Source organism: Tsukamurella soli, assembly GCF_039541155.1.
GTDB classification, from domain to species: Bacteria; Actinomycetota; Actinomycetes; order Mycobacteriales; family Mycobacteriaceae; genus Tsukamurella; species Tsukamurella soli.
Map to the genome: position 1 here is coordinate 61,511 of NZ_BAABFR010000007.1, position 23,721 is coordinate 85,231.

The following is a 23,721-nucleotide window of genomic DNA, read 5'->3' on the forward strand; positions in this document are numbered from 1 at the left end:
AAACCCACGATGAAGACATTCATCCGTGAACTGGACGCCCGAGTCGTCCGTTCCATATTCGCCGCCGGGTACGTGGCGGCGTTGGTCCTGGCCCTGTTCCCGCCGCTGTATCTGTGGGCGAGCGGCTCGCACGCAGTGATCCTCGGGCTGCCCGTGCCGCTGCTGTACTGGATCGTGGACGCGGCGCTCGTGGGCTTCGGCCTGTGGGCGCAGTACACCGTGGAGGGCATCCGCGGCGAACTCGACGAGCAGCGCCCGGCGGCGCCGCACAGGAAGGCGTGACCGTGGCGCTCATGCTGTCGATTCTGGCCGTCTTCTACGTGGCGGTCATCGCGATCCTCTACTTCACGCAGCGCAAGGACAAGCCCTCGTTCGACGAGTACGCCGTCGGCGGCCGCAGCTATGGGCCCTGGTACGTCGCGATGTGCTACGTCAACTCGTGGTGGCCGGGCACGGTGTTCATCGTGTTCTTCGGGCTGGCGGCCGGCCCGGGCGTATTCGGCTTCTACGGACTCGCGTACTCCACGCTCGGCGTCGCCGCGATGTACTTCATGGCCACCCGGGCCTGGCGTTGGGGATCCCGCTACGACCTCCGCAGTCAGCCCGAACTCCTCGGTCTCCGGTTCCGGTCGCGGACGGTGAAGGTGGTCGCCAGCGCCATCGGCATCCTCTCGGTGTTCCCCTGGGTGGTGCTCGGGATGCAGGCGCTCGGCGAGATCTTCCGGACCGTCAGCCACGGGCGCTGGTCGCTCACGACCTGCCTGCTGATCGGCCTGGCCACCATCGTCGTCCGGCAGTACTGGACTGTGAAGATGGGCATGCGCGGGCTGATCATGACCGACATGTTCCAGGGCATCGTCGCGTACGGCTTCTCCGCCGTCGTGTGCCTCGTGCTGCTCACCGGGGTGACCGGCGGGCCGGTGAGCTTCGGCACGCTCTCGCATGTCGCAGACTCCACCCTGCGCGTGCCCGGCGACGGGGACCACTACGGCCCGCTGTACCTGTTCAGCCTCATCTTCACCGGCGTCGTCGGCTCCCTCTGCTGGCCGATGAGCTTCCAGCGGATCTACACGGCCTCCGGCGTGCGTGCCGTCAAGGCCGGCACGATCCGCACCATCCTCATCTCGGGGGTCTTCTACACGCTGCTGATGCTGGTCGGCGTTGCGGCGACCACCATCCCCGCCGTGCACAACGCGCCGCAGTCGGGCTGGTTCACACTGCTCCAGGACTGGGGCGGCACCTGGATGCTGGGCCTGGCCGCGGTGATGGTGTTCGCGGCGTCGATGGGGCACATCGACGGCAGCGTCCAGGTGTGCGGCCTGCAGATCGCCAACGACCTGGTCGACTCGCCCCGCCGCCCACTGTCGGACCGCTCGCTCACCGTGGTGGCCAAGTCGAGCATGGTGGTCTACATGGGGCTCGCCGCGGTGATCGCGTACTTCACGTTCAACATGACGCGGCTGCAGTTGCTCGCGCAGATCTCGTACCAGTCGATCGTGCAGCTGGCGGTTCCCCTGTTCCTCGGGATCTTCTGGCGCGGCGGCAACCGGTACGGCGCGGTGTCCGGCATGCTCAGCGGCTTCGCCGTTGCGATGGTGCTCACCGTGATCTACCCGGACGACATCCGCGTCGCGGGCAGCCTCACCGGCGGCGTGATCGGGATGGCGGTGAATCTCGTGGTGTACCTGGTGGTCTCGGCACTCACCGGGCAGTCGGCCGAGGAGCGGGCGCACGTCGACGAGATGTTCGCCGCGGCGGCCGCCCCCGCCGGCGCGGGCACGCGCAGCGACGAGGCCGGGCCCGCCGGCGATCCCCGGAAGGCCGCGCATGCCTGACCTGCTCAGCGACTTCACCGACTGGTCCCGCTTCGGTGCGACACCGGCCGGCGGCCTGGACCGGCTCGCCGCCGGTGCCGCGCACGCGGATGCCCGGCGCTGGCTCACCGGCCGCATGCGGGACCTCGGTGCCCGATTGCGCGTCGACGGGGTCGGCAACGCATTCGGCTGCTACGAGTGGGTCCCCGGTGCGCCGTTCGTGCTGATCGGGTCCCACTCCGACAGCCAGCCGACCGCCGGCCGCTTCGACGGGGCGTACGGTGTGCTGGCCGCGCTGCATGCGGCGGCGCGCCTCGACCGGGAGGTGTCGACGGGGGCCGTGAACCCGGAGTTCAACCTCGCGGTGGTCGACTGGTTCAACGAGGAGGGCGCGCGCTTCCAGCCCAGCCTCATGGGATCCGGCGCCTGCACCGGCGCGCTCGACGCCGACGCCGTCCTCGCGGCCGTGGACCGCGACGGCGTCACCGTCGCCGCCGCGCTCGCCGAGGCGGGGATGCGCGGGACCGACACCCCACCCGAGGCGGTCGGGTACGCCGAGGTCCACGTCGAGCAGGGCCGCCTGCTGGAGGACTCCGGCGCCGACATCGGCGTGGTGACCCGGAACTGGGCGGTCCGCAAGTACACCGTGGTGGTGCACGGCGAGCAGTCGCACACGGGTGCCACCTCGATCGCCGACCGCCACGACGCCCTGCTCGGAGCGGCGCGCGTGATCGTGGCCGCCCGCGACGTCGCGACGTCGTTCCCCGTCGACTCGGTGCTCTCGGCGGTCGGCCGCATCGCCGTGGCACCGGGCTCGCCGGTGGTCGTCGCGTCCCGCGCCACGCTCGACGTCGACCTGCGCGCGGCGGACCCCGCGGACCTGCAGGTCGCGCACGAGCGCCTCGCCGCGGCACTCGACGCGATCAGCCTGGACGGCGAGGTCCGCGTGGAGATCGCTGCCTGCAGCCGGCGCCCCGTGGTCGAGTTCCCGGCCACGGGAGTTCGACTGGCGGAGGACGTCGCGGAGGATCTCGGGATCCGCGCGATACGCCTGGCGACCCGCGCCGGGCACGACGCGATCAGCCTCGCGGCCCGGGTGCCGACGGTGCTCGTCTTCGTCCCGAGCGTGGCCGGCGTCTCGCATAACGAGCGCGAGCTCACACGCGACGCCGACCTGCTGCGGGGTGTCGACGTCCTCACCGGTATCGCGCGGGCCCTGATCCGCGTTCCCGTCGACCACACCCTCGTTACCCACGTGAGGCACTCATGACAGATCTACTCTCGCAGTCCGCGGCCCAGTTGCGGGCACTGTTCCGGACCGGCGCGGCCGGTCCCGTCGATCTCCTGGAGGCGACGCTGGAGCGGATCGCCGCGGTGAACCCCACGATCAATGCGATCGCGTACCTCGACGAGGATCGAGCCCGCGCCGCCGCGCAGGCCGCCGCTCGGCGCTGGTCGGCGGGCGCGCCACTCAGCGATATGGACGGCATGGCCGTCACCGTCAAGGACAGCATCAACTGCGTCGGGATGCCCTGGCGGCACGGGAGCGCCGCGCATGCCGACCTGCCCGATGCCACCGTCGACTCCCCGCCCGCGGCACGGCTCAAGGAGGCCGGCGCAGTGATCGTGGGCAAGACGACGATGCCCGACTTCGGGATGATGGCCGCAGGCGTCAGCTCGCTGTACGGCATCGTCCGCAATCCGTGGGACCCCGAACGCAACACCGGCGGCTCGTCGGCCGGCGCGGGCGCCGCGCTGGCCGCCGGGATCGGTGTGGCGGCGGTGGGTACAGACATCGCGGGTTCGGTCCGCCTGCCGGCCGGGCACTGCGGGGTGGTGGCTCTCAAGCCGACGCAGGGGCGCATCCCCCACCTGCCCGCCTCGACCATGCGGTCGGCAGGTCCGATGGCCCGCACGGTGTCCGACGCGATCGACATGTATCGGGTGCTCAGCCTGCCCGACGCGCGCGATGCCTGGTCGCTCGCACCGGAATCCGACGACCGGATGGATCGGCCGCTGACCCCGCGGGGCATGCGGATCGGGATCCTCACGGATCTCGGGCCGGGGTTCGCGCTGCACCCCCGGGTAGAAGCGGTCGTCCGATCCGCCGCGGCGGTCCTCGCCGACGGCGGCGCCGAGGTCACGGATGTGCCCGCCCCGTTCGACGACGATCCGTACCCGGCGCTGGACCGGGTGTTCCAGGTACGCGGGCGGGCGGAGTGGGAGGGCATCGCACCGGACCGGCGCCACCTGGTGATCCCCGCGGTCGCCGACTGGGCCGCGGGGGCGGCCGAACTCAGCGCCACCGACTACGCCCGCGATCTCGCAGCGGTCGACGTGTCCCAGGCCCGCTTCGCCGCCGCGCTGGCGGGATTCGACATGGTGGTGGCACCGGTGATCCCGACGCCGGGGTTCGCCGCCGACGAGGTCGGGCTCGACCCGTCCCGTCCGCTCGCGCACTGTGGCTACACCGCGTGGTTCAACCAGACCGCGCAGCCCGCGTCGTCGCTGTGCTTCGGCTTCGTGGACGGCTGCCCCGTCGGCATCCAGATCGCCGGCCGCCGCTGCGCCGACCAGGAGGTGTTGCGGCTCACCCGCTGGCTCGAGGAGCGTCGCCCCTTCCCGATGCCCACCCCGCCCGTCACCCTCGCCGCAGGAGGCACGCGATGAGCACCACACTGTCCGAGATCGAGGCGCTGGGCCTGTGGGCCGGGGCTGCGCCGGACGCGCTCGAATCGCCCACGATGGCCAGCCCGAGTTGGTGGGGCGCCGACTCCCGCCGCTGGAGCGTACGCGCGCAGGACGCCGATCCCCGGTGCGGCACCACGGGATACGTCAAGCTCATGGAGCCGCACACCCGGATGTACATCGACTTCGCGGTGTCCTTCGACGCCGCCCGCAGCGCCGGCGCAGCGGGCGGCGCACCCGCCGTCCGCCATGCCGACGCCGACCGCGGCGTGCTCGTGACCGAAGACCACACCGGCCGTTGTCATACCGGCACGCTCGACCGGTTCGACGACCCGGACACCCGCAACCGCCTGCTCGCGCTGCGCCGAGCGGTGCACGACCTGCCGCGGTTCGGCCGCACGGCCACCGTCTTCGACGACATCCGAGCCGCGCTGGATGTCGCCCGGTCGGTGAACGCGGCGCTGCCCACCGACGTCGACTGGATGCTCCGCCGGATCGGCGACGCCGAACGCGCTGTCACCGCGGCCGGTTTCGACGTCGTGCCCATCCACGGCGACGGCAACGTCTCCAATGTCCTCGCGCTCGACGACGGGCGACTGCTGCTGGTCGACTTCGACTGCGCCGCAGACGCGGATCCGCTGCAGGACCTCGGCGTCGCGCTCGCCGAGCTGGCGCGACTCGACACCGACGCCCGCGAGGCGTTCGAGCAGTCGTGGGGCTCCTGGGACGCCGCGCTGTTCGACCGGTGCCGCGTGTACGGCGTGGCCGACCAGGTTCGCTGGGGACTGATCGGCGCCTACTGCGACGCCGCCCGACCGGGTATGCACGAGTACTCGAAGTTCTCCGACTGGCAGTTCCTCCGCGCCCGTGCCGCGCTGTGCGAGCTCACGTTCGACGACCGCCTCCGGAATCTGTGAGGATCCGATGACCATGACATCACGAACACCGGCCGACGTCCCCGCGGCCGACGACCGGCCCCTGGGCTCCGCCCGGACCGACGCCGAGCGCGCGGTCGAGAGCGTTCTGACGGGCATCGAGCAGTGGCGCGGGCGCACCCTGCACTACGCGCCGGTGACCGGCGGCCTGCAGAACAGCAACTGGCGGATCACCGTGTCCGGCAACGACCGTCGCTATTTCCTGAAGATCCCCGGTGCCGGTAGCGAGGCCTTCGTCGATCGCGGCCTGGCCCACGAGGTCGCGCTCCGCGCGGGTGCCCTCGACATCGGCCCCGAGGTGGTGCTCTTCGATCCGGTATCCGGCGTGGAGGTGGTGGAGTTCCTCGAGGGTTACCGGGCATGCACCAACGGCGACCTCAAACGCGACGACATCCCGCGCGCCATCGTCGCCATGCACCGCACCCTGCACGGATCCGGCCTGCTCGGCGTGCGGAAGACCATGCTGGACATGGTCGACGAACACTGCGTGCAGGCCGCCGGGCTCGGCCTCCGGCTGCCGGCGGACTGGCCCGTGATCCGGGGCGAGTACGAGGCGGCGAAGGCCGCGCTCCTGGCGAGCGGCCTCGATCTGGTGCCGTGCCACAACGATCCGATGCCGGGGAACTTCCTGTACCGCGAGGGCCACCCGATGCGGCTGGTCGACTTCGAGTTCGCGTCCGACAACGACCGGGCATACGAGCTGGCGATCCTGATCACCGAGATGTTCTACGACGAGCAGCGCACCCTCGAGATGGTCGAGGAGTACTACGGCCACACGGACTTCGCGACCGTGTCGCGGATCCGCGTCTGCGGTGCGCTCGCCGACGTCAAGTGGGGCCTGTGGGGCTGCATCAACAGCCGCCTCAACTCGTCCTGGGACTTCGATTACCACAAGTACGGGGCGTGGAAGCTGATGCGCGCCCGCACCGTCATGAGCGATCCGAGGTGGGGACTGTGGCTGGCGACTCTGTGACCGATATCGCCGCGGGCGAGACCATCACATCCCCGCTGGACGTGAACCGGTTCTCGCCCGACGACGCGGCCGACCTGCCCGCCGAGACCCGCGAGCTCCTCGACCGGCGCCGCGGCACGCTGGGCGACGTGACACCGCTGCTGTATCGGCGCCCGGTGCACCTGGTCCGCGGCGAGGGGCTGTGGCTCACCGATGCCGACGGTGTCCGCTACCTCGACATGTACAACAACGTCGCCAGCGTCGGGCACTGTCATCCGCGCGTCGTCGAAGCCGTGTCGCGCCAGCTGTCGACGCTCAACACCCACACGCGCTACCTCCACGAGGGGGTGATCGACTACGCCCGGCAGCTGCTCGCGACGCTACCCGCGGCGTTCGGCGAGATGGTGTTCACCTGCACAGGCTCGGAAGCGAACGATCTCGCCGTCCGCATCGCGCGGCATGTGACCGGCCACCGCGGTGTGATCGTGACGGCGGGGGCGTACCACGGCGGCACCACCGTGTCGGCGGCGTGCTCCCCCTCCGTGGATCCGGCGGTCCCAGACTGGGTGCGGATCGTGCCCGCACCCGACCCGTTCCGCGAGGGCGCCGACGAGTCGGTGCGGTCGTTCGCGGCAGCGGTGGCACGGCAGGTCGACGACCTGACCGCGTCCGGGATCGGGACGGCGGCGCTGCTCGTGGACACGGTGTTCTCGTCCGACGGGATCCAGCCCGGCCCCCTGGGGCTGCTCGGACCCGCCGTCGAGGCCGTCCGCGCAGGCGGCGGCCTGTTCATCGCCGACGAGGTGCAGCCCGGCTTCGGCCGGCTCGGGGAGGGCATGTGGGGCTTCGACCGGCACTCCGTGGTGCCCGACCTGGTGACGATGGGCAAGCCCATGGCCGCCGGGATCCCCGTGGCAGCACTGGCCGCCACGACGCGGACAGCGGAGGCTGTCGGCCGGAAGGTGCCGTATTTCAACACCTTCGGCGGTAATCCGGTCTCGATGGCGGCGGCGCAGGCGGTACTCGACGTGATCCGCGACGAGGGACTGATCGAGAACGCCGCGGCCCGCGGTAAGCAGCTGCTCGACGGCCTGGCGCCGATGCGCGAGAGCTTCGCCGTGGTCGGCGACGTGCGCGTGGCCGGACTGTTCGCCGGCGTCGAGATCGTCGGTGCGGGCGGCGCACCGGACACGGCGACCGCCACCGCCGTGGTGAACACGCTCCGCGACCGGGGAGTGCTGCTGTCGACGGCGGGCGTGCACGGCAACGTGCTCAAGATCCGCCCGCCGCTGCCCATCGCGGAGTCGGAGATGGACCACTTCCTCCAGGTCTTCGGGGAGGTGTTGACAGACCTGCCCTGACGGCGACGGCGCGTCTCGTCGCCGCGTGGCGCCCCGTACCGCGAGCGCCCGGACGTACGCTGCTCGAGGTGAGCGTGTACGTAGCGATGGGAGACAGCCAGTCCGAGGGGGTCGGGGACGACCCGTGGCCCGACGGCACACCGCGCGGGTGGGCGGACCGCCTCGCCGCCCGACTCGCACGCGCATCGGGCGGTGTGCTGTACGCCAATCTCGCGGTCCGCGGCAAGACCGCCGACAAGGTGCTCGCCGAGCAGCTGGGTCCCACGCTGGCCCTGGCACCGGACCTCGTCACCGTCACCGCAGGCGTGAACGACCTGCTCGAGCACCGCGAGGTCGGTCGCCGCCCACAGCTTCGCCATCGCCGTCAGGAAGCTCGGCTCGCCGACGACGATCGTGCCCACGCCCGCGGGGTCGAATCCGCTGGCGCGACCCCAGACGTCCCAGTCGAAGCCGGACGCCAGGCCGCCGAGCGCCGACCATGCCATCGGGTTGTACGTGGCCGTCGCGTCGCGCTCACGGACCTTGTCCCACTGGGCCTCGGCGATCTGCTTCTCGAAGTCGAAGACGTGTCCCGCCGTCGTGGCGGGATCCGGCAACGACGCCGACGCCGCGATCTTCTCGAGGTACGCGCGGTAGGCGGTACGCGCATCGGCGTACTGCGCCAGCAGGTAGTAGTCGCGGTCCGGCAACCCGATACCCGACTGCCCGAGCATCAGCACGTTGCGCGCGGCGTCCTTCGGGTCGGGCCCGACGCCCCAGCCGACCACGGTACCCACTCCCGCACGCTGCTGGCGCCGACCGTTTTCGTCAGCGCCGCACGCGAATCCGCACCGTCGATCGCCAGCAGGTCGCTCACGGGCCCGATCCCGGCGGCGTCGATCGCCGCCGCGTCCATGAACGAGTCGTAGATGTCGCGGATCTTGGCGGCGTCGCCGCGCGGTCGTGGGTCACTGATCCGCTCGACCAGCTCGTGCAGCTGGTCGAGGGTGCGGTCGGCCAGCTCGGTGAAGGTGTCGTAGCCGGACTTGTCCGCCGGGATGGTGAAGCGCTCGAGCCACGCGCCGTTCACGTGCCGGAACAGGCTGGTGCGCAGGGACACCGCATCGTCGACCCCGGACAGGTCCGCCCCGATGAGCGCGGCCGGGGTGGCGGATGTCGACGGCGCGGTACTCGGCGCGGGCACCCCGCACGCGGCGAGCAACCCGAGCCCGACGGTCCCGCCCACCCCGGCCAGGAACCCGCGCCGGCTCACGTGGACATTCACATCTGCAGGGCTCCCCGACATACGGCCATCCCACCCGGTCGGACTGATCGGACACAGGCGACTCGCCCGAATCCGCCCTATTCGCCGGCCCGCGCCACCGCGACCAGGGCCTCGACCAGGCGGGTGTCGACATCCTCCTCCGGGTGCCACTGCACCGCCACGCGGAACGCGGCGCCGGGCCGTTCCATCGCCTCCAGTGTCCCGTCGCCGTGCCACGCCGCCGGGATGTAACCGGGGGCTGTCGCGACCGCCTGGTGATGGTACGTGCACACCGAAAGCGTCTGGGTCCCCAGGATGTCCGCCACATTCGTGCCTTCGACCGGGGTCACGGGGTGCTGCGAGAAGACGCCGCGTGTCGGCGAGTGCGCGACGGTGCCGGTCCGGTCCGGGATGTGCTGCTCGAGCGTTCCGCCGGCCGCGACGGCCATGATCTGCATCCCGCGGCAGATGCCCAGCAGCGGGATCCCGGCATCGTCCGCAGCCCGCACCAGCGCGAGCTCCCACTCGTCCCGGTCAGGCCTCGCCCCCTGGGCCGCGACGTCGGCCGGGACACCGTAGCGAGGCGCCTCGATGTCCGCCCCGCCGGCGAGGATCAGCCCGTCGATGCGAGCGAGTACCGCCGCCGCCGCAGCGGCGACCGCGGCCGGGTCGACGCCCGCGGGCGGCGGCAGCACGACCGCCACAGCGCCCGCCCGCTCGATGTGCCGCACGTACCCGACCGGCAGCACTACCGACGGCTGATCGGCGAAGTCGCCGCGGGCGACCGGCTCCACGTAGCTCGTGACGCCGATCACCGGCAGATCAGAGCGGCGTGACATAGGCGCCCGAGATTCCACCGTCGACGAGGAAGGTGTTGGCCGTGATGAACGACGACTCGTCGGAGGCCAGGAACAGCACCGCGTTCGCCATCTCCTCGGGCTCGCCGAACCGACCCATCGGCACGTGGACCAGCCGCCGCGCGGCGCGCTCGGGATCGCTGGCGAACAGCTCCCGCAGCAGCGGTGTGTTGACCGGCCCGGGGCACAGCGCGTTGACCCGCACGCCCGCGCGGGCGAACTGCACGCCCAGCTCCCGCGACATCGACAGCACGCCGCCCTTCGACGCCGAATACGAGATCTGCGATGTCGCAGCGCCCATCACCGCCACGAACGATGCGGTGTTGATGATCGAGCCCTTCCTCTGCTCGAGCATGTACGGCAGCGCCGCCTTGCAGCACAGGTACACCGACGTGAGGTTGACGTCCTGTACCCGGCGCCAGGCGTCCAGGTCGGTGTCGAGGATCGAGTCGTCGTCGGGCGGGCTGATACCCGCGTTGTTGAAGGCGATGTCCACTGAGCCGTAGGTCTCCTCGGCCGCCCGGAACAGCCCGTCGACCTGCTCCTTGTCGGTGACGTCGACCCGCACGAACAGACCGCCGACCTCCTCGGCGACCTGCGGCCCACGCTCGGTGTCGACGTCGCCGATCACGACGCGCGCGCCCTCCTGCGCGAGCCTGCGGACCGACGCCAATCCGATCCCCGAACACCCACCGGTCACCACCGCGGTGCGGCCCTCGATGCGTCCTGCCATATCCCTTGCCTCCCTTAGGCTGTGGTGTCGATGAAGACGTTCTTGACCTCGGTGAACGCGTCGAGCGCATCCGGCCCGAGTTCCCGCCCGATGCCGCTGGCCTTGAAGCCGCCGAACGGGGTCGAGTACCGCACGCTCGAGTGGCTGTTCACCGACAGGTTGCCCGCCTCGACCCCGCGGGCCACCCGGATCGCCCGGCCCACGTCGCGGGTCCAGATCGAGCCCGACAGCCCGTAGGCGGTGTCGTTGGCCTTGGTCACCGCGTCCGCCTCGTCGTCGAACGGCATGACGGCGACGACGGGGCCGAAGACCTCCTCCTGCCAGACCCGGTCGCTCGTGCCGCGCGGGAGCACCACCGTGGGCGGGTAGAAGAAGCCGCGGTCCGACGGCGCCGGGGCGCGGAACGCGACGTCCACGTCGCCCTCCGCGTCCTCGACGAAGCCGCGCACCGCGGCCCGCTGCCCGGCGCTGATCAGCGGTCCCATCTGCGTCCGCTCGGCAGCGGGGTCGCCCACGACCACCGCCTGGACGGCGGCCTCGAAGTGCTCCATGAACTTGTCGAAGACGCTGCGTTGCACCAGTATCCGCGACCGGGCACAGCAGTCCTGGCCGGCGTTGTCGAGGAAGCTCATCGGGGCCGACGCGGCGGCGGCGGCGACGTCGGCATCGGCGAACACGATGTTGGCGCTCTTACCGCCGAGCTCCAGGGTCACGCGGGTGAGTGTGTCCGCGGCCTGCCGCATGATCGACTGTCCGACCGCGGTGGAGCCGGTGAAGCACACCTTGCGCACCGCCGGGTGCTCGACGAACCGCGCGCCCACCACCGAGCCCTTGCCGGGCAGCACCGTGAACACCCCCTCCGGGATCCCGGCCTCGAGCGCGAGCTCGCCCAGGCGGATCGCGGTGAGCGGCGTGAGCTCGGCGGGCTTGAGCACCACGGTGTTCCCGGCCGCGAGGGCGGGCGCGAAGCCCCATCCGGCGATCGGCATCGGGAAGTTCCACGGCACGATGACCCCGACCACGCCCAGCGGTTCCTTGAACGTCACGTCCAGGCCACCTGCGACGGGGATCTGGGTGCCGTGCAGCCGTTCCGGAGCAGCGGAGTAGAAGTTCAGGACGTCCCGGACGTTGCCCGCCTCCCAGCGCGCGTTGCCGATCGTGTGCCCCGCGTTCGCGACCTCGAGCGCAGCGAGCTCCGCGATGTGGTCGTCGACGATGCCTGCGAACCGGCGCAGCAGCATCCCGCGGTCTGCGGGCGTGACATCTCGCCAGGCCGCCGACGCCGTCGCGGCGCGGTCGATCGCGGCGTCGGTCTCGGCGCGCCCCACACTCGGTACCGCGGCGACGACCTCCTCGGTCGCCGGGTTGATCACGCAGTGGTCGGCGATGTGGTCGCTCACCTGAGTCATGTCCTCGCTCACAGTCGTTCGAATCCCCGAATCCGCTCCCAGTCGGTGACCGCCGCGTTGAAGGCGCCGATCTCGACGTCGGCCGCGTTCACGTAGTGGTCCACGACATCGTCGCCGAACGCCGCCCTGGCCACCGCGGAGCGGGCGAGCCGGTCCCTCGCCTCGGCCAGCGTAGCGGGCACGTGTGGGACGTCCGCCGTGTAGGCGTTGCCTACCAGTTCGGGCTCCAGCGGAAGCTCGCCGCGGATGCCGTGCAGTCCCCCGGCCAGCATCGCGGCGACCGCGAGGTACGGGTTGACATCTCCTCCGGGAAGGCGGTTCTCGACCCGCAGCGCCGCTCCGTGCCCCACGACCCGCAGGGAGCAGGTGCGATTGTCGTGCCCCCAGGCGACCGCCGTGGGGGCGAACGAGCCGGGCTGGAACCGTTTGTAGGAGTTGATGTTCGGCGCATAGAAGTAGGTGAAATCGCGCATCGTCGCCAGCAGGCCGGCCAGGAAGTGGTCGAACAGCTCCGAATGTCCGCCCGGCCGGGCCGGGTCGACGAACGCCGCGCCACCGTCGGCGCCCCGGACGGACAGGTGGATGTGACACGAGTTACCCTCGCGTTCATCGTATTTGGCCATGAACGTGAGCGACTGGCCATGCGCCGCCGCGATCTCCTTGGCGGCGGTCTTGTAGATCACGTGGTTGTCGCAGGTGCGGACGGCCTCGTCGTAGCGGAAGGCGATCTCGTGCTGACCGAGGTTGCATTCGCCCTTGGCGCCCTCGACGGTGACACCCGCGCGGTACATCTCGTTGCGGATGTCCCGCAACAGCGGCTCGACGCGGGTGCCGCCCGCGATCGAGTAGTCGATGTTGTACCGGTTCGCCGGCGTCATCGCCTGGTAACGCCGATCCCACGCCGCCTCATAGGTGTCCTCGAAGACGATGAACTCCAGCTCGGTGCCCGCGTAGGCCACCAGGCCGAGGTCGGCTGCGGCCGCCGTCTGTGCTCCCAGCACCGACCGCGGCGACGGCCGCACCGGCCCCGAGCCGTCGAGCCACGCCAGGTCGCACTGGATGGTCGCCGAGTACGGCTGACCGGGGGTGCGGCGCAGCGTGCCGAGGTCGAGTTGGAACGCGAAGTCGCCGTATCCGCGCTCCCACGACGAGATCTGGTAGCCGCCCACCGTGTTCATCTCGACGTCTATGGCGAGCAGGTAGTTGCATCCCTCGACGCCCTCGGCGAGCACATGGTCGAGGAAGAAGCGGCCGTGCATGCGCTTGCCGGTGAGCCGGCCCTGCATGTCCGTGAACGCCACGATGACGGTGTCGATCGCTCCGCTGTCGATCTCCTGTCGCAGCGCATCGAGTGTCAGCTGCGGCGGCCCGGATGTGCCGTCTGCTCCCATGAAGGTGTCCTTCCGCTGGTGTGTCGGTTGTGAGCGGCCTGGGTCCGGTCAGCCGAGCAGGCCCCGGAGCAGCGCCGCCGTGGCGTCGCAGTGCTCCTCCATCGCCGAGCGGGCGCGCTCGGGATCGCCTGCGAGGACGGCCGTCACGACGGCGTCGTGCTGCGCATTGCTATGAGTGATGTTGACCGCGAACACCGGGATGGCGGCGAGCATCTCGCCCAGCGCCGACTGCGCGCGGGTGACCGCCTCGATGAGCATCGGCGACCCCGACAACGTCGCGATCGCCAGGTGCAGCCGACTGTCGGCCAGGCGGTGCGCGGCCGTGTCCGGCGCCTCGGTGGTCGCGCGGGCCGAGGCGACGAGCCACGCCCGCTGATCGCCGGACAGTTCCCGGGTCGCCGCCAGCCCCGCCGCGCCGGGCTCGACGACCCGTCGGAAGTCCAGGGCATCCCGGAGGGTCGCCCCGTGCCGCGGCGCGGCTGCGGAGCCGGGTGGCCCGGGCCCGACGGTGCCGGGCACCGGTGGGTGGTAGGTCACGGCCGTGCCGCCGCCCCGCCCGCGGCGCGTGGCCACCAGCCCGCCGTCCCGCAGCGCGGCGATGGCCTCGCGAAGGGTGTTGCGGGACACGCCGAGCCGCTCGGAGAGTTCGCGCTCGGGCGGCAGCAGGTCACCATCCAGGAACACGCCGAGCCGGATCGCCGTCGCCAGTTGCTCGACCGTGGTCTCGAACGCGTTCCCCACCGCGGGCCGCAGCACCGCCGCAGGCAGCGGGGCGCCCCCCACCGGTTCGGGCGTCACCCCGCCTGCCCCGGTCCGGGCAGGTCAGCGTCGGACAGCAGCTCGCCGGGCGGTCGCGTGTCGTGCCCTCCGGGGTCGTCTCGCATGAAGTGTCTGCGGCCCACGGCGATCCACATCCCCACCGCGAACGCGATCACCACGACTACAGCGATCGGGGCGTAGTTGAAGGTGTCGATGGTGACCGGGGCCGACGGCGGCAGCATGAACAGCACCACGATTATCGCCACCCAGACCACCGCGATCCACCCGATCGGCGCGCTGAACCGGCCCAGATTCCATCTGCCCGGGACGAAGTCGGGGTTGCGGCGGCGCAGGTAGACGGGGACGACATACGCGATGTACAGGCCGATCACGGCGATCGACGTGACCGCCAGGTAGGCGGTGGTGTTGAACAGCGCGGGGCTGGCCAGAATGATCGACAGGCCGGTGACCAGCCAGATCGAGTTGGTGGGCGTGTGGGTCCGCGGGTTGACCCGCGACCACAGCCGCGAGCCCGGCAACGCGTTGTCCCGCGAGAACGCGAACGACATCCGTGAGCTCGACGTGACACAGGCCATGCCGCAGAAGAACTGGGCCACGGCGGCGATCAGCAGCAGCGCCGTGCCGACGCCGTGCCCGGTCGCGTCGATGAAGATCTGCGCGGGCGGCAGGCCGATCTTCGTGTCTCGGGCGCTGTCCCAGTCCTTGATCGCGAACGTGACGGCCAGCAGCAGCACCCAGCCGGCGACGAGCGAGACCAGCACGGAGTTCACGATGCCCCGCGGCGCGGTCGTGGCGGCGTTGCGCGTCTCCTCCGCGACGTGCGCGGACGCGTCGTAGCCCGTGAACGTGTACTGCGCCATGAGCAGGCCCATGAGGAAGACGTAGATCGGGCTGCCCCAGCCGCTGTTGTTCGCGAAGTGGCCGAACACCCACGACGCGCTCTGGTGGTGGTCCGGGACGATCACGAGGACGGCGACGATCACGGCCACGCCGATGAGGTGCCACCAGGCCGACACCGTGGACAGCACCTGCAGGAGGTCGACGTTGAACGCGTTGAGCAGCCCGTGTGCCAGCAGGATCACGACGAACACCACGAACGTGCGGACCGCCGTCACCTCGAGGCCGGTGGTGAGGTTGAGGAACGCCAGCCAGGTGACCGCGGCGCCGTAGTCGACCGCCGTGGTGACCGCCACCTCACCCATGAAGTTGAACCACCCGACCACCCACGCCCACTGCCGGTTGTTGGTGCGCGCGAGGCGGCCGGCCCAGAAGTACAGGCCGGCGGCGGTGGGGTAGACCGAACAGATCTCGGCCATCGACAGCGCGACGCACACGACGAACACGCCGACCAGCGGCCAGCCGATCGAGATCGCCACCGGGCCGCCGGCATCCATGGCGATCAGGTAGCTGGTGATGCAGCCCGCGAGGATCGAGATGATCGAGAACGACACCGCGAAATTCGAGAAACCGCCGAACCGCCGATGGAGTTCCTGCTTGTATCCGAGTGCCTCGAGCTGCGCGGCATCCTCGGACGCGTCGTACTCGGCACCCCTACCCCGTCTGGGACTCATCGCCCCTCCTCCCGCAAAAGGATTGAAGTCGAACCAACTCGTCCGGAACAGATTAACCACGCACCACGTGGAGCGTTGGACTTTCCACATCAATGGTTCATGAGGGCGCCAAATCGGTCGACTCAGCCGGTCTCGCCGGACCGCCCCGACACCGCGATCGCAATCGCGACCAGCGCGATACCGGCGAGCTCGGGCAGCGACGGCATCTGCCGCAGCGCCGCGGCGCCGACCATGACGGCGGTGACGGGCAGGAGCGCCAACAACAGGGCGAATCGGGAACGCCCGACGCGCGGCAGGACGACCTGGTCGAGCGCGTACGGGACCACCGACGACAGCAGTCCCACGCCCAGCCCCAGTACCCAGACGTCGACCCGGGCGAACGCGGCCGGGTGCACGGTGACGTCGTACGCCAGCGCGGGGATTGCGAGCAGCACCGCCCCCGCCGTCAACCCGACCCCGAGCGCCTCGACGCCCGCCCCGGCGTCGGCGACCCGCTTTCCCACCACGATGTAGCCCGCCCAGCACGCCGCAGCGAGGAGCGCGAAGCCGACACCCACGAGCCCCTGCCTCCAGCTCACCCCCGCCACGCACAGGACCCCCGCAACGGCGCACCCGATCGCCGCGCGGTCCATCCACCGCCGGGAGCCGAGGCAGGCCACCGTCACCGGGCCCAGGAACTCGATCGCCACTGCGGTCCCCATGTCGATTCGCGCGATGGCCTCGTAGAAGGCCATGTTCATCGCGATCGTGATGCATCCGAACAGGGCGGCGTGTCGTGTCCTGTGCCACGACCAGTCGCGCCGTCGCGGACGAAGTACGCAGACCAGGATCACGCCCGCACCCGCGCCGCGCAGCCACGCGACCGCAACGGGCGTGAGATGGTGGAACAGGCCGACACCCAGCGACGCGCCGATGTACTGGCTGATCGCGCCGAGTACGAAGACGAGCGGGATGGTCAGCCGATTCACGGGCTCGACTCTACGAACCGGGACTCGACGACACGATTGGGGTCGAAACACCCGACACCCATGTTACCTCCCGGTAACCGCGGTAACGCCTCCGTGAAGACTCCGGTGAAACGGCGTGGGAACAATTCGCGATCCACATTCGTCTGACACAGTAGGAAGCGCATCAGGTGACGCTGAAATCACCGGGACGGAGGAACCATGACCGCCAATACGACCACCACTCCTGGCACCGCATCCGCCGTCAGCCCCCTCACTGCAGCCGATCGGTGCGATCGCTGCTCGGCTGCCGCGCGCGTACGCGCCGTGCTCCCGTCGGGGTTCGAGTTGCTGTTCTGCAAGCATCACTTCAACGAACACCGCACGATGCTCGAGACTCAGGGCGCTGTGCTTCTGGAGGACGCGCCTGTCGCCCCGGTAGCAGCCGTCTAGGTCGGCGAGTTCGCGCCGACACCGTCGCCGCCCCCGCGCGTGGTCACCGCCACTTGCGGAGGGCGGCGATCCGTTCCTTGAGCTGCTCGGCGGACGCCATAGCGGTGACGGGCCCGCCCAACTGGGCGCGGAGCTCGTTGTGCACCACGCCGTGTGGCTTACCCGTCCGGTGGTGGTGCATGGCGACCAGCGAGTTGAGCTCACGGCGGAGCGCCGTCAGCTGCTCGCCGGCGCTGGCGCGCTCCGCCACGGCGGCGGGCGGCGTCGGCGTCGCGGCCGCGACGCTGCGGGCGTCTACCTGTTCCTGCTGACGCTGCCGGAGCAGCTCCCGCATCTGGTCCGCGTCCAGCAGGCCGGGCAGCCCCAGATAGTCGGCCTCCTCGGCAGTGCCGGCGAACGCCGCGGTCCCGTACGACGAGCCCTCGTAGATGAGTTGATCCAGCTCGGCGTCGGCGTGCAGCGAGGTGAACGCCTTCTCCTCCTCGCCGGGTTCGTCCTTCTGCTTGTTGGCGTCGGTGATCAGCTGATCGTCGAGCCCGTCGGACTCGCGATGCGGCTTACCGAGCACGTGGTCGCGCTGGTCCTCGAGCTTCGCCGCGAGGTCGAGCAGGACCGGCACCGAGGGCAGGAACACGCTCGCGGTCTCGCCGCGGGCCCGCAGCCGCACGAAGCGCCCGATCGCCTGCGCGAAGAACAGCGGCGTCGACGAGCTCGTGGCGTAGACGCCCACGGCGAGCCGCGGCACGTCGACGCCCTCGGACACCATGCGGACCGCCACCATCCACTTGCTGGTCCCGGCCGAGAACTCGCTGATCCGCTGCGATGCGGTCGGGTCGTCCGAGAGGACCGTGGTGACCGGCTCGCCGGAGATGTCACTGAGCAGCTCTGCGTAGTCGCGGGCCGTCGTCTGATCGGTGGCGATCACGAGCCCACCCGCGTCGTGCATACCGGAGCTGCGCAGCTGATCGAGTCGGGTGTCCGCGGCGCTCAGCACCGCCGGGATCCAATCGCCGTGCGGGTCGAGAGCCGTACGCCACGCCCGCGCCGTCTGCTCCTTGCTGAGCGGCTCACCCAAGCGCGCGGTGAACTCCTCGCCGGCGCTGGTCCGCCAGCTGGCCTGGCCCGAGTAGGCCAGGAACACCACGGACCGGACGACACCGTCGGCAAGTGCGTCGGCGTAGCCGTACGAGTGGTCCGCCTTCGACCGCTGCCCCCCGCCCGGCTCGGGCTCGTAGGTGACGAACGGGATCGGGCTGTCGTCACTTCGGAACGGGGTACCGGTCAGTGCTAGGCGCCGGGTCGCGTCGCCGAACGCCTCCCTGATGCCGTCACCCCAGCTCTTGGCGTCACCGCCGTGGTGGATCTCGTCCAGGATCACAAGGGTCTTGTACGCGGCGGTGCGGGAGTAGTGCTTGTACGGGTGCATAGCCACCTGGGCGTAGGTGACGACCACGCCGTGGAAATCCGACGATGTGGCGCCCGACGAGTTGGTGAAGTTGGGGTCGAGGTTGATGCCGACGCGGGCGGCGGCCTCGGCCCACTGGTACTTCAGGTGCTCGGTGGGGGCGACGACGGTGACCCGCTCCACCGTGCGGTCGGCCAGCAGTTCAGCGGCCACACGCAGCGCGAACGTCGTCTTACCGGCCCCGGGCGTCGCGACCGCCAGGAAGTCCTTCGGCCCCCGGGTGAGGTACTTCGTGAGCGCGCGTCGCTGCCAGGCACGTAGCGAAACGGACATGTGGCGCGCGCGCTCCTTCTCTCGGGGGTGTGATCTGGTTCGACCGCGGACCGGCGGCGGGAACCGGCCCAGTTTAACCGCCGCGCGGCCCGCGCATCGCCACGCCGAGCGTCGGCCGTCCTGTCCGGACGGACGCGTGGGGTCTGCACGCAGGTGCGCGGGGTGTGGGCAACACGCCCTGAGGAACTGTTACACCGAAACCGCCGTGCTGGGGAAGACTGGTCGGTGATGACCGAGAAACCCGGATCCGTGATCCGCAACGTGCCGACGGTGCTCTGGAGCACCGTCGCCAAGTCGTATCACGATTCGATCATCGGGCAGAGCGCGCAGGCGGCGTTCTGGCAGACGCTGTCACTACCACCGCTGCTGCTGGCCCTGTTGGGCCTCACCGGGTATGTGGGTGCGATCTTCGGGCCGGACACGCTCGACGTAGTGCACGCGAAGATCATCACGTTCGGGCACACGGTCTTCAGCCAATCGGTGGTCGACGAGATCCTGGCCCCCACCGTCGACGACGTGCTCCGCCGCGGTCGCGGCGACCTGGTGTCGGTGGGCTTCGTCATATCGCTGTGGGCCGGGTCGTCGGCGATGTCGTCGTTCGTCGACTCGATCGTCAAGGCACACGACCAGCATTCGCTCCGAACGGGGCTCCACCAGCGACTGTTCGCGCTGGGGTTGTACGTGGAGTTCCTCGCTCTTGCGGTGCTGACGCTGCCGCTGGTAGCGCTCGGACCGTCGATCATCGCCCGGCACATCCCGAAATCCTGGCACCCGGCCAGCGTTCGGGTGTTCGACATCGGCTACTTCCCGGCGTTGATCGTGCTGCTCGTGGGCGGGCTGGCCACCCTGTACCGGGTGGCGCTCCCCCGGCCGCTGCCGTGGCACCGGCACGTGTTCGGCGCTGCCCTCGCGGGTTTGATCTTCGTCGTGGCGTCGGCGGTGCTGCGCGTATACCTCGGGTGGGTCGCCACCCGCGGCTACACCTATGGGGCGCTGGCGACACCCATCGCATTCCTGCTGTTCACATACTTCCTGGGCTTCTCTGTGATGGCCGGCGCCGAGTTCAACGCCGCGATCCAGCGACAGTGGCCGGCGAAGCAGACGCACGTGGACCAGTGGCGGGGGTGGATCGCCGACCAGATGACCGCCGCCGGCATCGACACGCCGGTCAAGGCGGCCGAGCAGATCAAGCGCATCGCCACCGGTCCGATCAGCCGCCCGACCCGGCGTAGCCGCCCGACGGAGGACCACGACCTGCCTGGGGCCGAGGTTGCGCCCTTGGCGGAGCCGCGCCAACCGGCACCGTCGGCGGAGCCGCGCCAACCGGCACCGTCGGCCGAGCCGCCGCCGACCGTCGTGCGACCGGCGGTCGCACCCCCGGCCGCCGGTCGGCGTGCCCGACGTCGCGGCTGAGGTGCCTACTTCTTCATGCGCTCGTAGATCTTCTTGCACTCGGGGCATACGGGCGAGCCGGGCTTGGCCGACTTGGTGACCGGGAACGTCTCGCCGCACAATGCCACCACGAACGTGCCCATGACCGCCGACTCGGCGATCTTCTCCTTGCGCACGTAGTGGAAGAACTTGGGGACGTCATCGTCGGTGGACTCGTCGGTGCTGACGTCGGGACGTTCCAGAGTCTTCGTGCTCATAGGCGCCATTCTGCCGGATCGAACCGCGTGGTGGCGAAGGCCCGGCCCACACGGCCGGGCGGCCAGGGTGGAGTCCGCTCGCCATACGTGGGAGAGTTGGAGCGTGGGAGAAACCAACCACGGCGCATACCTGATCACCGAGGCTCAGACGTCGTACGAGGAGCAGCACCGGGCCCGCGTCCGGCGCTACCTACTCATCATGGCGTTCCGGATCCCCATGCTCGTGCTGGCGTCATTGGTCTACACGTGGACGCACAACGGCCTGCTGGCCCTCGCGGTCCTCGCGGTATCGATCCCGATCCCCTGGATCGCCGTCATCCGCGCGAACGACCGCCCCCGTCGGCGCCGCGACGAACCGAGCAGGTTCGACGCGCCCAAGTCCGACCAGGTGGCGCTGGAGGGGCACCCGATCCACACGATCGACGGTTAGATGCCCGGATCCGACCAGCTGACACACACGTGCCGGCGGCTTCGTCCTGTCCTGCTCACCATCGGATTCTCCGAGGCGGCGGTCCGCGACCGGCTCGGGCCGTCGGCGGCGGGCGCGGTGATGCGCGGCGAGCCCGGCCCCGTCCTCACGGCCGCTGAGGGAAGTGATCCCCTCGACACCCTTATCCAGCTGTTCGTCGCGCACGCCCGAGTCGACCGGGACGACGCCGAATGCGCGCTCGCGCCGGTCACCGTCGACGACGGAATCGCCTGCGGGCTTCTGGAGGACACGGATGCGGACGAGCCCGAGGCCGGGGTCCGGGCCGCACTCGGGATCCGCCCGCTCGACACCGGCGACGGCGTGACCGACTGGCTGGTCTCGGACCTCGACGGGCGGATGCGACCGCGGCCCGACGACCCCGAGCAGGTCATGGGGGTCGGCCACGCCTCACTGTCGCTGCTGCGCGCGACCCCGACCGACACCGTCGGACGCGCGCTGGATCTGGGCACCGGGTGCGGCGTGCAGGCGGTCGCGGTCGCGCGCCGCGCCGGCACCGTCGTCGCCACCGACCTGTCGGAGCGCGCCGTGCGATACGCCTCGGCCTCGGCCGCCCTGTCGGGCGTCGACGTCGAGCTGCGCCGCGGCCCGTGGTTCCTGCCGGTGCGTGGCGAGCTCTTCGACCTGATCGTCGCCAATCCGCCGTTCGTGGTGGGCGCCGGTGCCGTCGACCACATCTACCGCGACTCCGGCCTCGACCTGGACGGCGCGTCCGAGCTGGTGGTGCGCGAGCTCCCGGACCACCTGGCCCCGGGAGGGACGGCGGCCGTGCTGGCGTCCTGGGTGCATCGGGAGGGCGAGCCGTGGCCCGCGCGGGTGTCGTCGTGGCTGCCCGCGGACGGTGTCGAGGCGTGGGTGCTGCAACGCGACATCGCCGACCCGGCCCTGTACGTGGGCACATGGCTGCGCGACGAGGGACTGGACCCGCGCATCGGACCGGGCCGGGCGAAGTCCGACCGGTGGTTGCAGCGTTTCGCCGAGGCCGGCGTGACCGGGGTGGGATTCGGATTCGTGTACGTGCGTGCCGCGCCCGGGCCGTCGAGCGTCGTGTGCGAGGAACTGGCGCAGCCATTCGACGACCCGCTCGGTCCCGAGGCGACCGCGCACTTCGTGCGGATGGCCTACCTGCGGCGCCTCGCCGACGACGGCGCGGACCTCGCCGGCGTCCGGTTGCGGCTCGCGCCCGATGTGGCGCTCGAGCGCGTGTCGGTACCCGACCCCGAGGGCGGCTGGTCCGAGGCCGTGGTCCGGGTGACCCGGATGGGCGGACCGCGGTGGAGCCACGAGATCGACGATCTCGGCGCGCGGCTACTGGCGGGGTGCTCGGGTGCGCTCCCCCTGGGGGAACTGGTGGACCTGCTGGAGGCGGTCACCGATGTGGGTCCGCTCCTGGAGCCCGCCCTCGCCCTGGCCACCGATCTGTTCCGGCACGGGTTCCTGGAACTCGCCGAGTAGCACGCCCGCCCGGCTCGGCCGGCACGCGTTCCCACCTGAGTCCGGAATCTAGTTTCCTCTTATCAACTTCTCAGAACACGGATGTGTTTTCGCAGGTCAGCGTCGCAGGGGCCGGGAACTCTTGCGACCGGGTGCTCGTTGAACTGGATGTACCGACGCGCACAGGAGGTCTTTCATGACAAGTCCAGCCATCACCCGGCCGCAGCTCACCGAGGCCGATCTCGACGCTCAGAGTCCTGCCGCCGATCTGGTCCGCGTGTACCTGAACGGCATCGGCCGCACCGCTCTGCTCTCCGCCGAGGACGAGGTCGACCTCGCGAAGCGGATCGAGGCGGGGTTGTACGCGCAGCACCTGCTCGACACCAAGAAGCGGCTCACGGCCGCGAAGAAGCGGGACCTCGCGTTCATCGTCCGGGACGGCCAGGCCGCCCGAGCGCACCTGCTTGAGGCGAACCTACGTCTGGTGGTGTCACTGGCGAAGCGCTACACCGGTCGCGGCATGCCGCTGCTGGACCTGATCCAGGAGGGAAATCTCGGACTGATCCGCGCGATGGAGAAGTTCGACTACACCAAGGGCTTCAAGTTCTCGACCTACGCCACGTGGTGGATCCGCCAGGCGATCACCCGCGGCATGGCCGACCAGTCCCGCACGATCCGGCTGCCCGTCCACCTCGTAGAGCAGGTGAACAAGCTGGCGCGGATCCGCCGCGAGTTGCACCAGCAGCTGGGCCGCGAGGCAACCGACGCCGAGCTGGCACGCGAGTCGGGGATCCCCGAGGAGAAGATCGCCGACCTGATGGACCACTCGCGGGACCCGGTAAGCCTGGACATGCCGGTCGGCTCCGACGAGGAGGCGCCGCTCGGCGACTTCATCGAGGACGCTGAGGCCGCATCCGCCGAGTCCGCGGTGATCACCGGTCTGATGCACAGTGACGTCCGGTCGGTACTGGCCACGCTCGACGAGCGCGAGCAGCAGGTGATCCGGCTGCGCTACGGCCTCGACGACGGCCAGCCGCGCACGCTCGATCAGATCGGGAAACTGTTCGGCCTCTCCCGTGAGCGCGTCCGCCAGATCGAGCGCGAGGTCATGGCGAAGCTGCGCAACGGCGAGCGGGCCGACCGGCTGCGCGCCTACGCAAGCTGAGCCGGCACACCGCCCAGCGGGCGGAATGAACTCCGGGCGGTCTCGCCCCCTCCCCCTCCGAGGCCGTCCGGTCCCTCCCGCAGCCCCGATCACCCGATGGTGATCGGGGCTGCAGGC

The 23,721-nt window shown here is 70.6% G+C and carries 21 protein-coding genes and 2 pseudogenes; 13 read left to right on the forward strand and 10 right to left on the reverse strand.

Annotated features, from left to right (window positions below; translation table 11 throughout):
* The first annotated feature begins 9 nt into the window (after nucleotides 1-9).
* The 8 genes and pseudogenes from ABD908_RS03785 to ABD908_RS03820 form a co-directional block, all read left to right on the forward strand.
* Entirely contained in the window at nucleotides 10-282 is a 273-nt protein-coding gene (locus tag ABD908_RS03785) for a hypothetical protein (protein ID WP_344991084.1), read from the forward strand.
* The gene (locus ABD908_RS03790; protein WP_344991087.1) at nucleotides 279-1,835 is read left to right on the forward strand and encodes a sodium:solute symporter family protein; all 1,557 of its coding nucleotides are present in this window, start codon (nucleotides 279-281) and stop codon (nucleotides 1,833-1,835) included. Before ABD908_RS03785 ends, ABD908_RS03790 begins: the two co-directional genes overlap by 4 nt.
* Nucleotides 1,828-3,084 (forward strand): allantoate amidohydrolase, encoded by a 1,257-nt coding sequence (locus tag ABD908_RS03795; RefSeq protein WP_344991090.1) that lies wholly within the window; start codon nucleotides 1,828-1,830, stop codon nucleotides 3,082-3,084. Before ABD908_RS03790 ends, ABD908_RS03795 begins: the two co-directional genes overlap by 8 nt.
* Nucleotides 3,081-4,484 (forward strand): amidase, encoded by a 1,404-nt coding sequence (locus ABD908_RS03800; RefSeq protein WP_344991093.1) that lies wholly within the window; start codon nucleotides 3,081-3,083, stop codon nucleotides 4,482-4,484. The genes ABD908_RS03795 and ABD908_RS03800 overlap by 4 nt, the downstream gene beginning before the upstream one ends.
* Nucleotides 4,481-5,419, forward strand: a complete 939-nt coding sequence (locus ABD908_RS03805) for a phosphotransferase family protein (RefSeq protein WP_344991096.1) — start codon at nucleotides 4,481-4,483, stop codon at nucleotides 5,417-5,419. The genes ABD908_RS03800 and ABD908_RS03805 overlap by 4 nt, the downstream gene beginning before the upstream one ends.
* Nucleotides 5,420-5,432: 13 nt before the next feature.
* Nucleotides 5,433-6,410, forward strand: a complete 978-nt coding sequence (locus ABD908_RS03810) for a phosphotransferase (protein WP_344991098.1) — start codon at nucleotides 5,433-5,435, stop codon at nucleotides 6,408-6,410.
* A 23-nt stretch (nucleotides 6,411-6,433) separates the two neighbouring features.
* On the forward strand, nucleotides 6,434-7,750 hold the full coding sequence (locus ABD908_RS03815; protein ID WP_385924372.1) for an aspartate aminotransferase family protein: 1,317 nt from the start codon (nucleotides 6,434-6,436) through the stop codon (nucleotides 7,748-7,750).
* An 86-nt stretch (nucleotides 7,751-7,836) separates the two neighbouring features.
* Nucleotides 7,837-8,124, forward strand: a pseudogene (locus tag ABD908_RS03820) (GDSL-type esterase/lipase family protein); the annotation flags it as partial.
* Here ABD908_RS03820 and ABD908_RS27550 read toward each other — a convergent pair.
* From ABD908_RS27550 to ABD908_RS03865, 8 genes and pseudogenes are all read right to left on the reverse strand, one after another.
* Nucleotides 8,125-9,035 (reverse strand): annotated as a pseudogene (locus ABD908_RS27550) (M13 family metallopeptidase); the annotation flags it as partial.
* Nucleotides 9,036-9,091: 56 nt separating this feature from the next.
* Nucleotides 9,092-9,808, reverse strand: a complete 717-nt coding sequence (locus tag ABD908_RS03835) for a gamma-glutamyl-gamma-aminobutyrate hydrolase family protein (RefSeq protein WP_344991107.1) — start codon at nucleotides 9,806-9,808, stop codon at nucleotides 9,092-9,094.
* 7 nt (nucleotides 9,809-9,815) lie between these two features.
* Nucleotides 9,816-10,583 (reverse strand): 3-oxoacyl-ACP reductase, encoded by a 768-nt coding sequence (locus ABD908_RS03840; protein ID WP_344991109.1) that lies wholly within the window; start codon nucleotides 10,581-10,583, stop codon nucleotides 9,816-9,818.
* Between the two features lie 14 nt (nucleotides 10,584-10,597).
* On the reverse strand, nucleotides 10,598-11,992 hold the full coding sequence (locus ABD908_RS03845; RefSeq protein WP_344991113.1) for an aldehyde dehydrogenase family protein: 1,395 nt from the start codon (nucleotides 11,990-11,992) through the stop codon (nucleotides 10,598-10,600).
* Between the two features lie 8 nt (nucleotides 11,993-12,000).
* Nucleotides 12,001-13,383 carry a glutamine synthetase family protein gene (locus tag ABD908_RS03850; RefSeq protein WP_344991116.1) on the reverse strand — a complete coding sequence of 461 codons (1,383 nt, stop codon included), beginning with the start codon at nucleotides 13,381-13,383 and terminating at the stop codon, nucleotides 12,001-12,003.
* Nucleotides 13,384-13,431: 48 nt separating this feature from the next.
* Nucleotides 13,432-14,181 (reverse strand): FadR/GntR family transcriptional regulator, encoded by a 750-nt coding sequence (locus tag ABD908_RS03855; RefSeq protein WP_344991119.1) that lies wholly within the window; start codon nucleotides 14,179-14,181, stop codon nucleotides 13,432-13,434.
* Nucleotides 14,178-15,734: an amino acid permease gene (locus tag ABD908_RS03860; protein ID WP_344991122.1), complete on the reverse strand. Its 1,557-nt coding sequence runs from the start codon at nucleotides 15,732-15,734 to the stop codon at nucleotides 14,178-14,180. Before ABD908_RS03860 ends, ABD908_RS03855 begins: the two co-directional genes overlap by 4 nt.
* A gap of 122 nt (nucleotides 15,735-15,856) precedes the next feature.
* On the reverse strand, nucleotides 15,857-16,702 hold the full coding sequence (locus ABD908_RS03865) for an EamA family transporter (protein ID WP_344991124.1): 846 nt from the start codon (nucleotides 16,700-16,702) through the stop codon (nucleotides 15,857-15,859).
* A gap of 198 nt (nucleotides 16,703-16,900) precedes the next feature.
* Here ABD908_RS03865 and ABD908_RS03870 point away from each other — a divergent pair, with 198 nt between their 5' ends.
* Nucleotides 16,901-17,131, forward strand: a complete 231-nt coding sequence (locus tag ABD908_RS03870; protein ID WP_344991127.1) for a DUF7455 domain-containing protein — start codon at nucleotides 16,901-16,903, stop codon at nucleotides 17,129-17,131.
* 43 nt (nucleotides 17,132-17,174) lie between these two features.
* On the opposite strand, the gene ABD908_RS03875 is transcribed toward ABD908_RS03870, so the two are convergent.
* Nucleotides 17,175-18,869, reverse strand: coding sequence for a DEAD/DEAH box helicase (locus ABD908_RS03875; protein ID WP_344991130.1), 1,695 nt, complete (start codon nucleotides 18,867-18,869; stop codon nucleotides 17,175-17,177).
* A gap of 228 nt (nucleotides 18,870-19,097) precedes the next feature.
* Between ABD908_RS03875 and ABD908_RS03880 the strand changes: the two genes are divergently transcribed.
* Nucleotides 19,098-20,282, forward strand: coding sequence for a YihY/virulence factor BrkB family protein (locus ABD908_RS03880; RefSeq protein ID WP_344991133.1), 1,185 nt, complete (start codon nucleotides 19,098-19,100; stop codon nucleotides 20,280-20,282).
* 5 nt (nucleotides 20,283-20,287) lie between these two features.
* On the opposite strand, the gene ABD908_RS03885 is transcribed toward ABD908_RS03880, so the two are convergent.
* On the reverse strand, nucleotides 20,288-20,518 hold the full coding sequence (locus tag ABD908_RS03885; protein ID WP_344991136.1) for a DUF3039 domain-containing protein: 231 nt from the start codon (nucleotides 20,516-20,518) through the stop codon (nucleotides 20,288-20,290).
* Between the two features lie 103 nt (nucleotides 20,519-20,621).
* Here ABD908_RS03885 and ABD908_RS03890 point away from each other — a divergent pair, with 103 nt between their 5' ends.
* The 3 genes from ABD908_RS03890 (at nucleotide 20,622) to ABD908_RS03900 (ending at nucleotide 23,604) form a co-directional block, all read left to right on the forward strand.
* The gene (locus tag ABD908_RS03890; RefSeq protein ID WP_344991139.1) at nucleotides 20,622-20,948 is read left to right on the forward strand and encodes a DUF3099 domain-containing protein; all 327 of its coding nucleotides are present in this window, start codon (nucleotides 20,622-20,624) and stop codon (nucleotides 20,946-20,948) included.
* Nucleotides 20,949-22,460, forward strand: a complete 1,512-nt coding sequence (locus ABD908_RS03895) for a DUF7782 domain-containing protein (protein WP_344991142.1) — start codon at nucleotides 20,949-20,951, stop codon at nucleotides 22,458-22,460.
* 175 nt (nucleotides 22,461-22,635) lie between these two features.
* A complete protein-coding gene (locus ABD908_RS03900) occupies nucleotides 22,636-23,604 on the forward strand; it encodes a sigma-70 family RNA polymerase sigma factor (RefSeq protein WP_344991145.1) in 969 nt (322 codons plus the stop codon).
* Nucleotides 23,605-23,721: the final 117 nt, after the last annotated feature.

Coding starts and splice junctions, on each gene's coding strand:
- ABD908_RS03875 (WP_344991130.1), bottom strand. CDS start 18,869: ATGTCCGTTTCGCTACGTGCCTGGCAGCGACGCGCGCTCACGAAGTAC.
- ABD908_RS03840 (WP_344991109.1), bottom strand. CDS start 10,583: ATGGCAGGACGCATCGAGGGCCGCACCGCGGTGGTGACCGGTGGGTGT.
- ABD908_RS03805 (WP_344991096.1), top strand. CDS start 4,481: ATGAGCACCACACTGTCCGAGATCGAGGCGCTGGGCCTGTGGGCCGGG.
- ABD908_RS03860 (WP_344991122.1), bottom strand. CDS start 15,734: ATGAGTCCCAGACGGGGTAGGGGTGCCGAGTACGACGCGTCCGAGGAT.
- ABD908_RS03795 (WP_344991090.1), top strand. CDS start 1,828: ATGCCTGACCTGCTCAGCGACTTCACCGACTGGTCCCGCTTCGGTGCG.
- ABD908_RS03895 (WP_344991142.1), top strand. CDS start 20,949: ATGCCCGGATCCGACCAGCTGACACACACGTGCCGGCGGCTTCGTCCT.
- ABD908_RS03810 (WP_344991098.1), top strand. CDS start 5,433: ATGACATCACGAACACCGGCCGACGTCCCCGCGGCCGACGACCGGCCC.
- ABD908_RS03885 (WP_344991136.1), bottom strand. CDS start 20,518: ATGAGCACGAAGACTCTGGAACGTCCCGACGTCAGCACCGACGAGTCC.
- ABD908_RS03900 (WP_344991145.1), top strand. CDS start 22,636: ATGACAAGTCCAGCCATCACCCGGCCGCAGCTCACCGAGGCCGATCTC.
- ABD908_RS03800 (WP_344991093.1), top strand. CDS start 3,081: ATGACAGATCTACTCTCGCAGTCCGCGGCCCAGTTGCGGGCACTGTTC.
- ABD908_RS03870 (WP_344991127.1), top strand. CDS start 16,901: ATGACCGCCAATACGACCACCACTCCTGGCACCGCATCCGCCGTCAGC.
- ABD908_RS03880 (WP_344991133.1), top strand. CDS start 19,098: ATGACCGAGAAACCCGGATCCGTGATCCGCAACGTGCCGACGGTGCTC.
- ABD908_RS03845 (WP_344991113.1), bottom strand. CDS start 11,992: ATGACTCAGGTGAGCGACCACATCGCCGACCACTGCGTGATCAACCCG.
- ABD908_RS03785 (WP_344991084.1), top strand. CDS start 10: ATGAAGACATTCATCCGTGAACTGGACGCCCGAGTCGTCCGTTCCATA.
- ABD908_RS03850 (WP_344991116.1), bottom strand. CDS start 13,383: ATGGGAGCAGACGGCACATCCGGGCCGCCGCAGCTGACACTCGATGCG.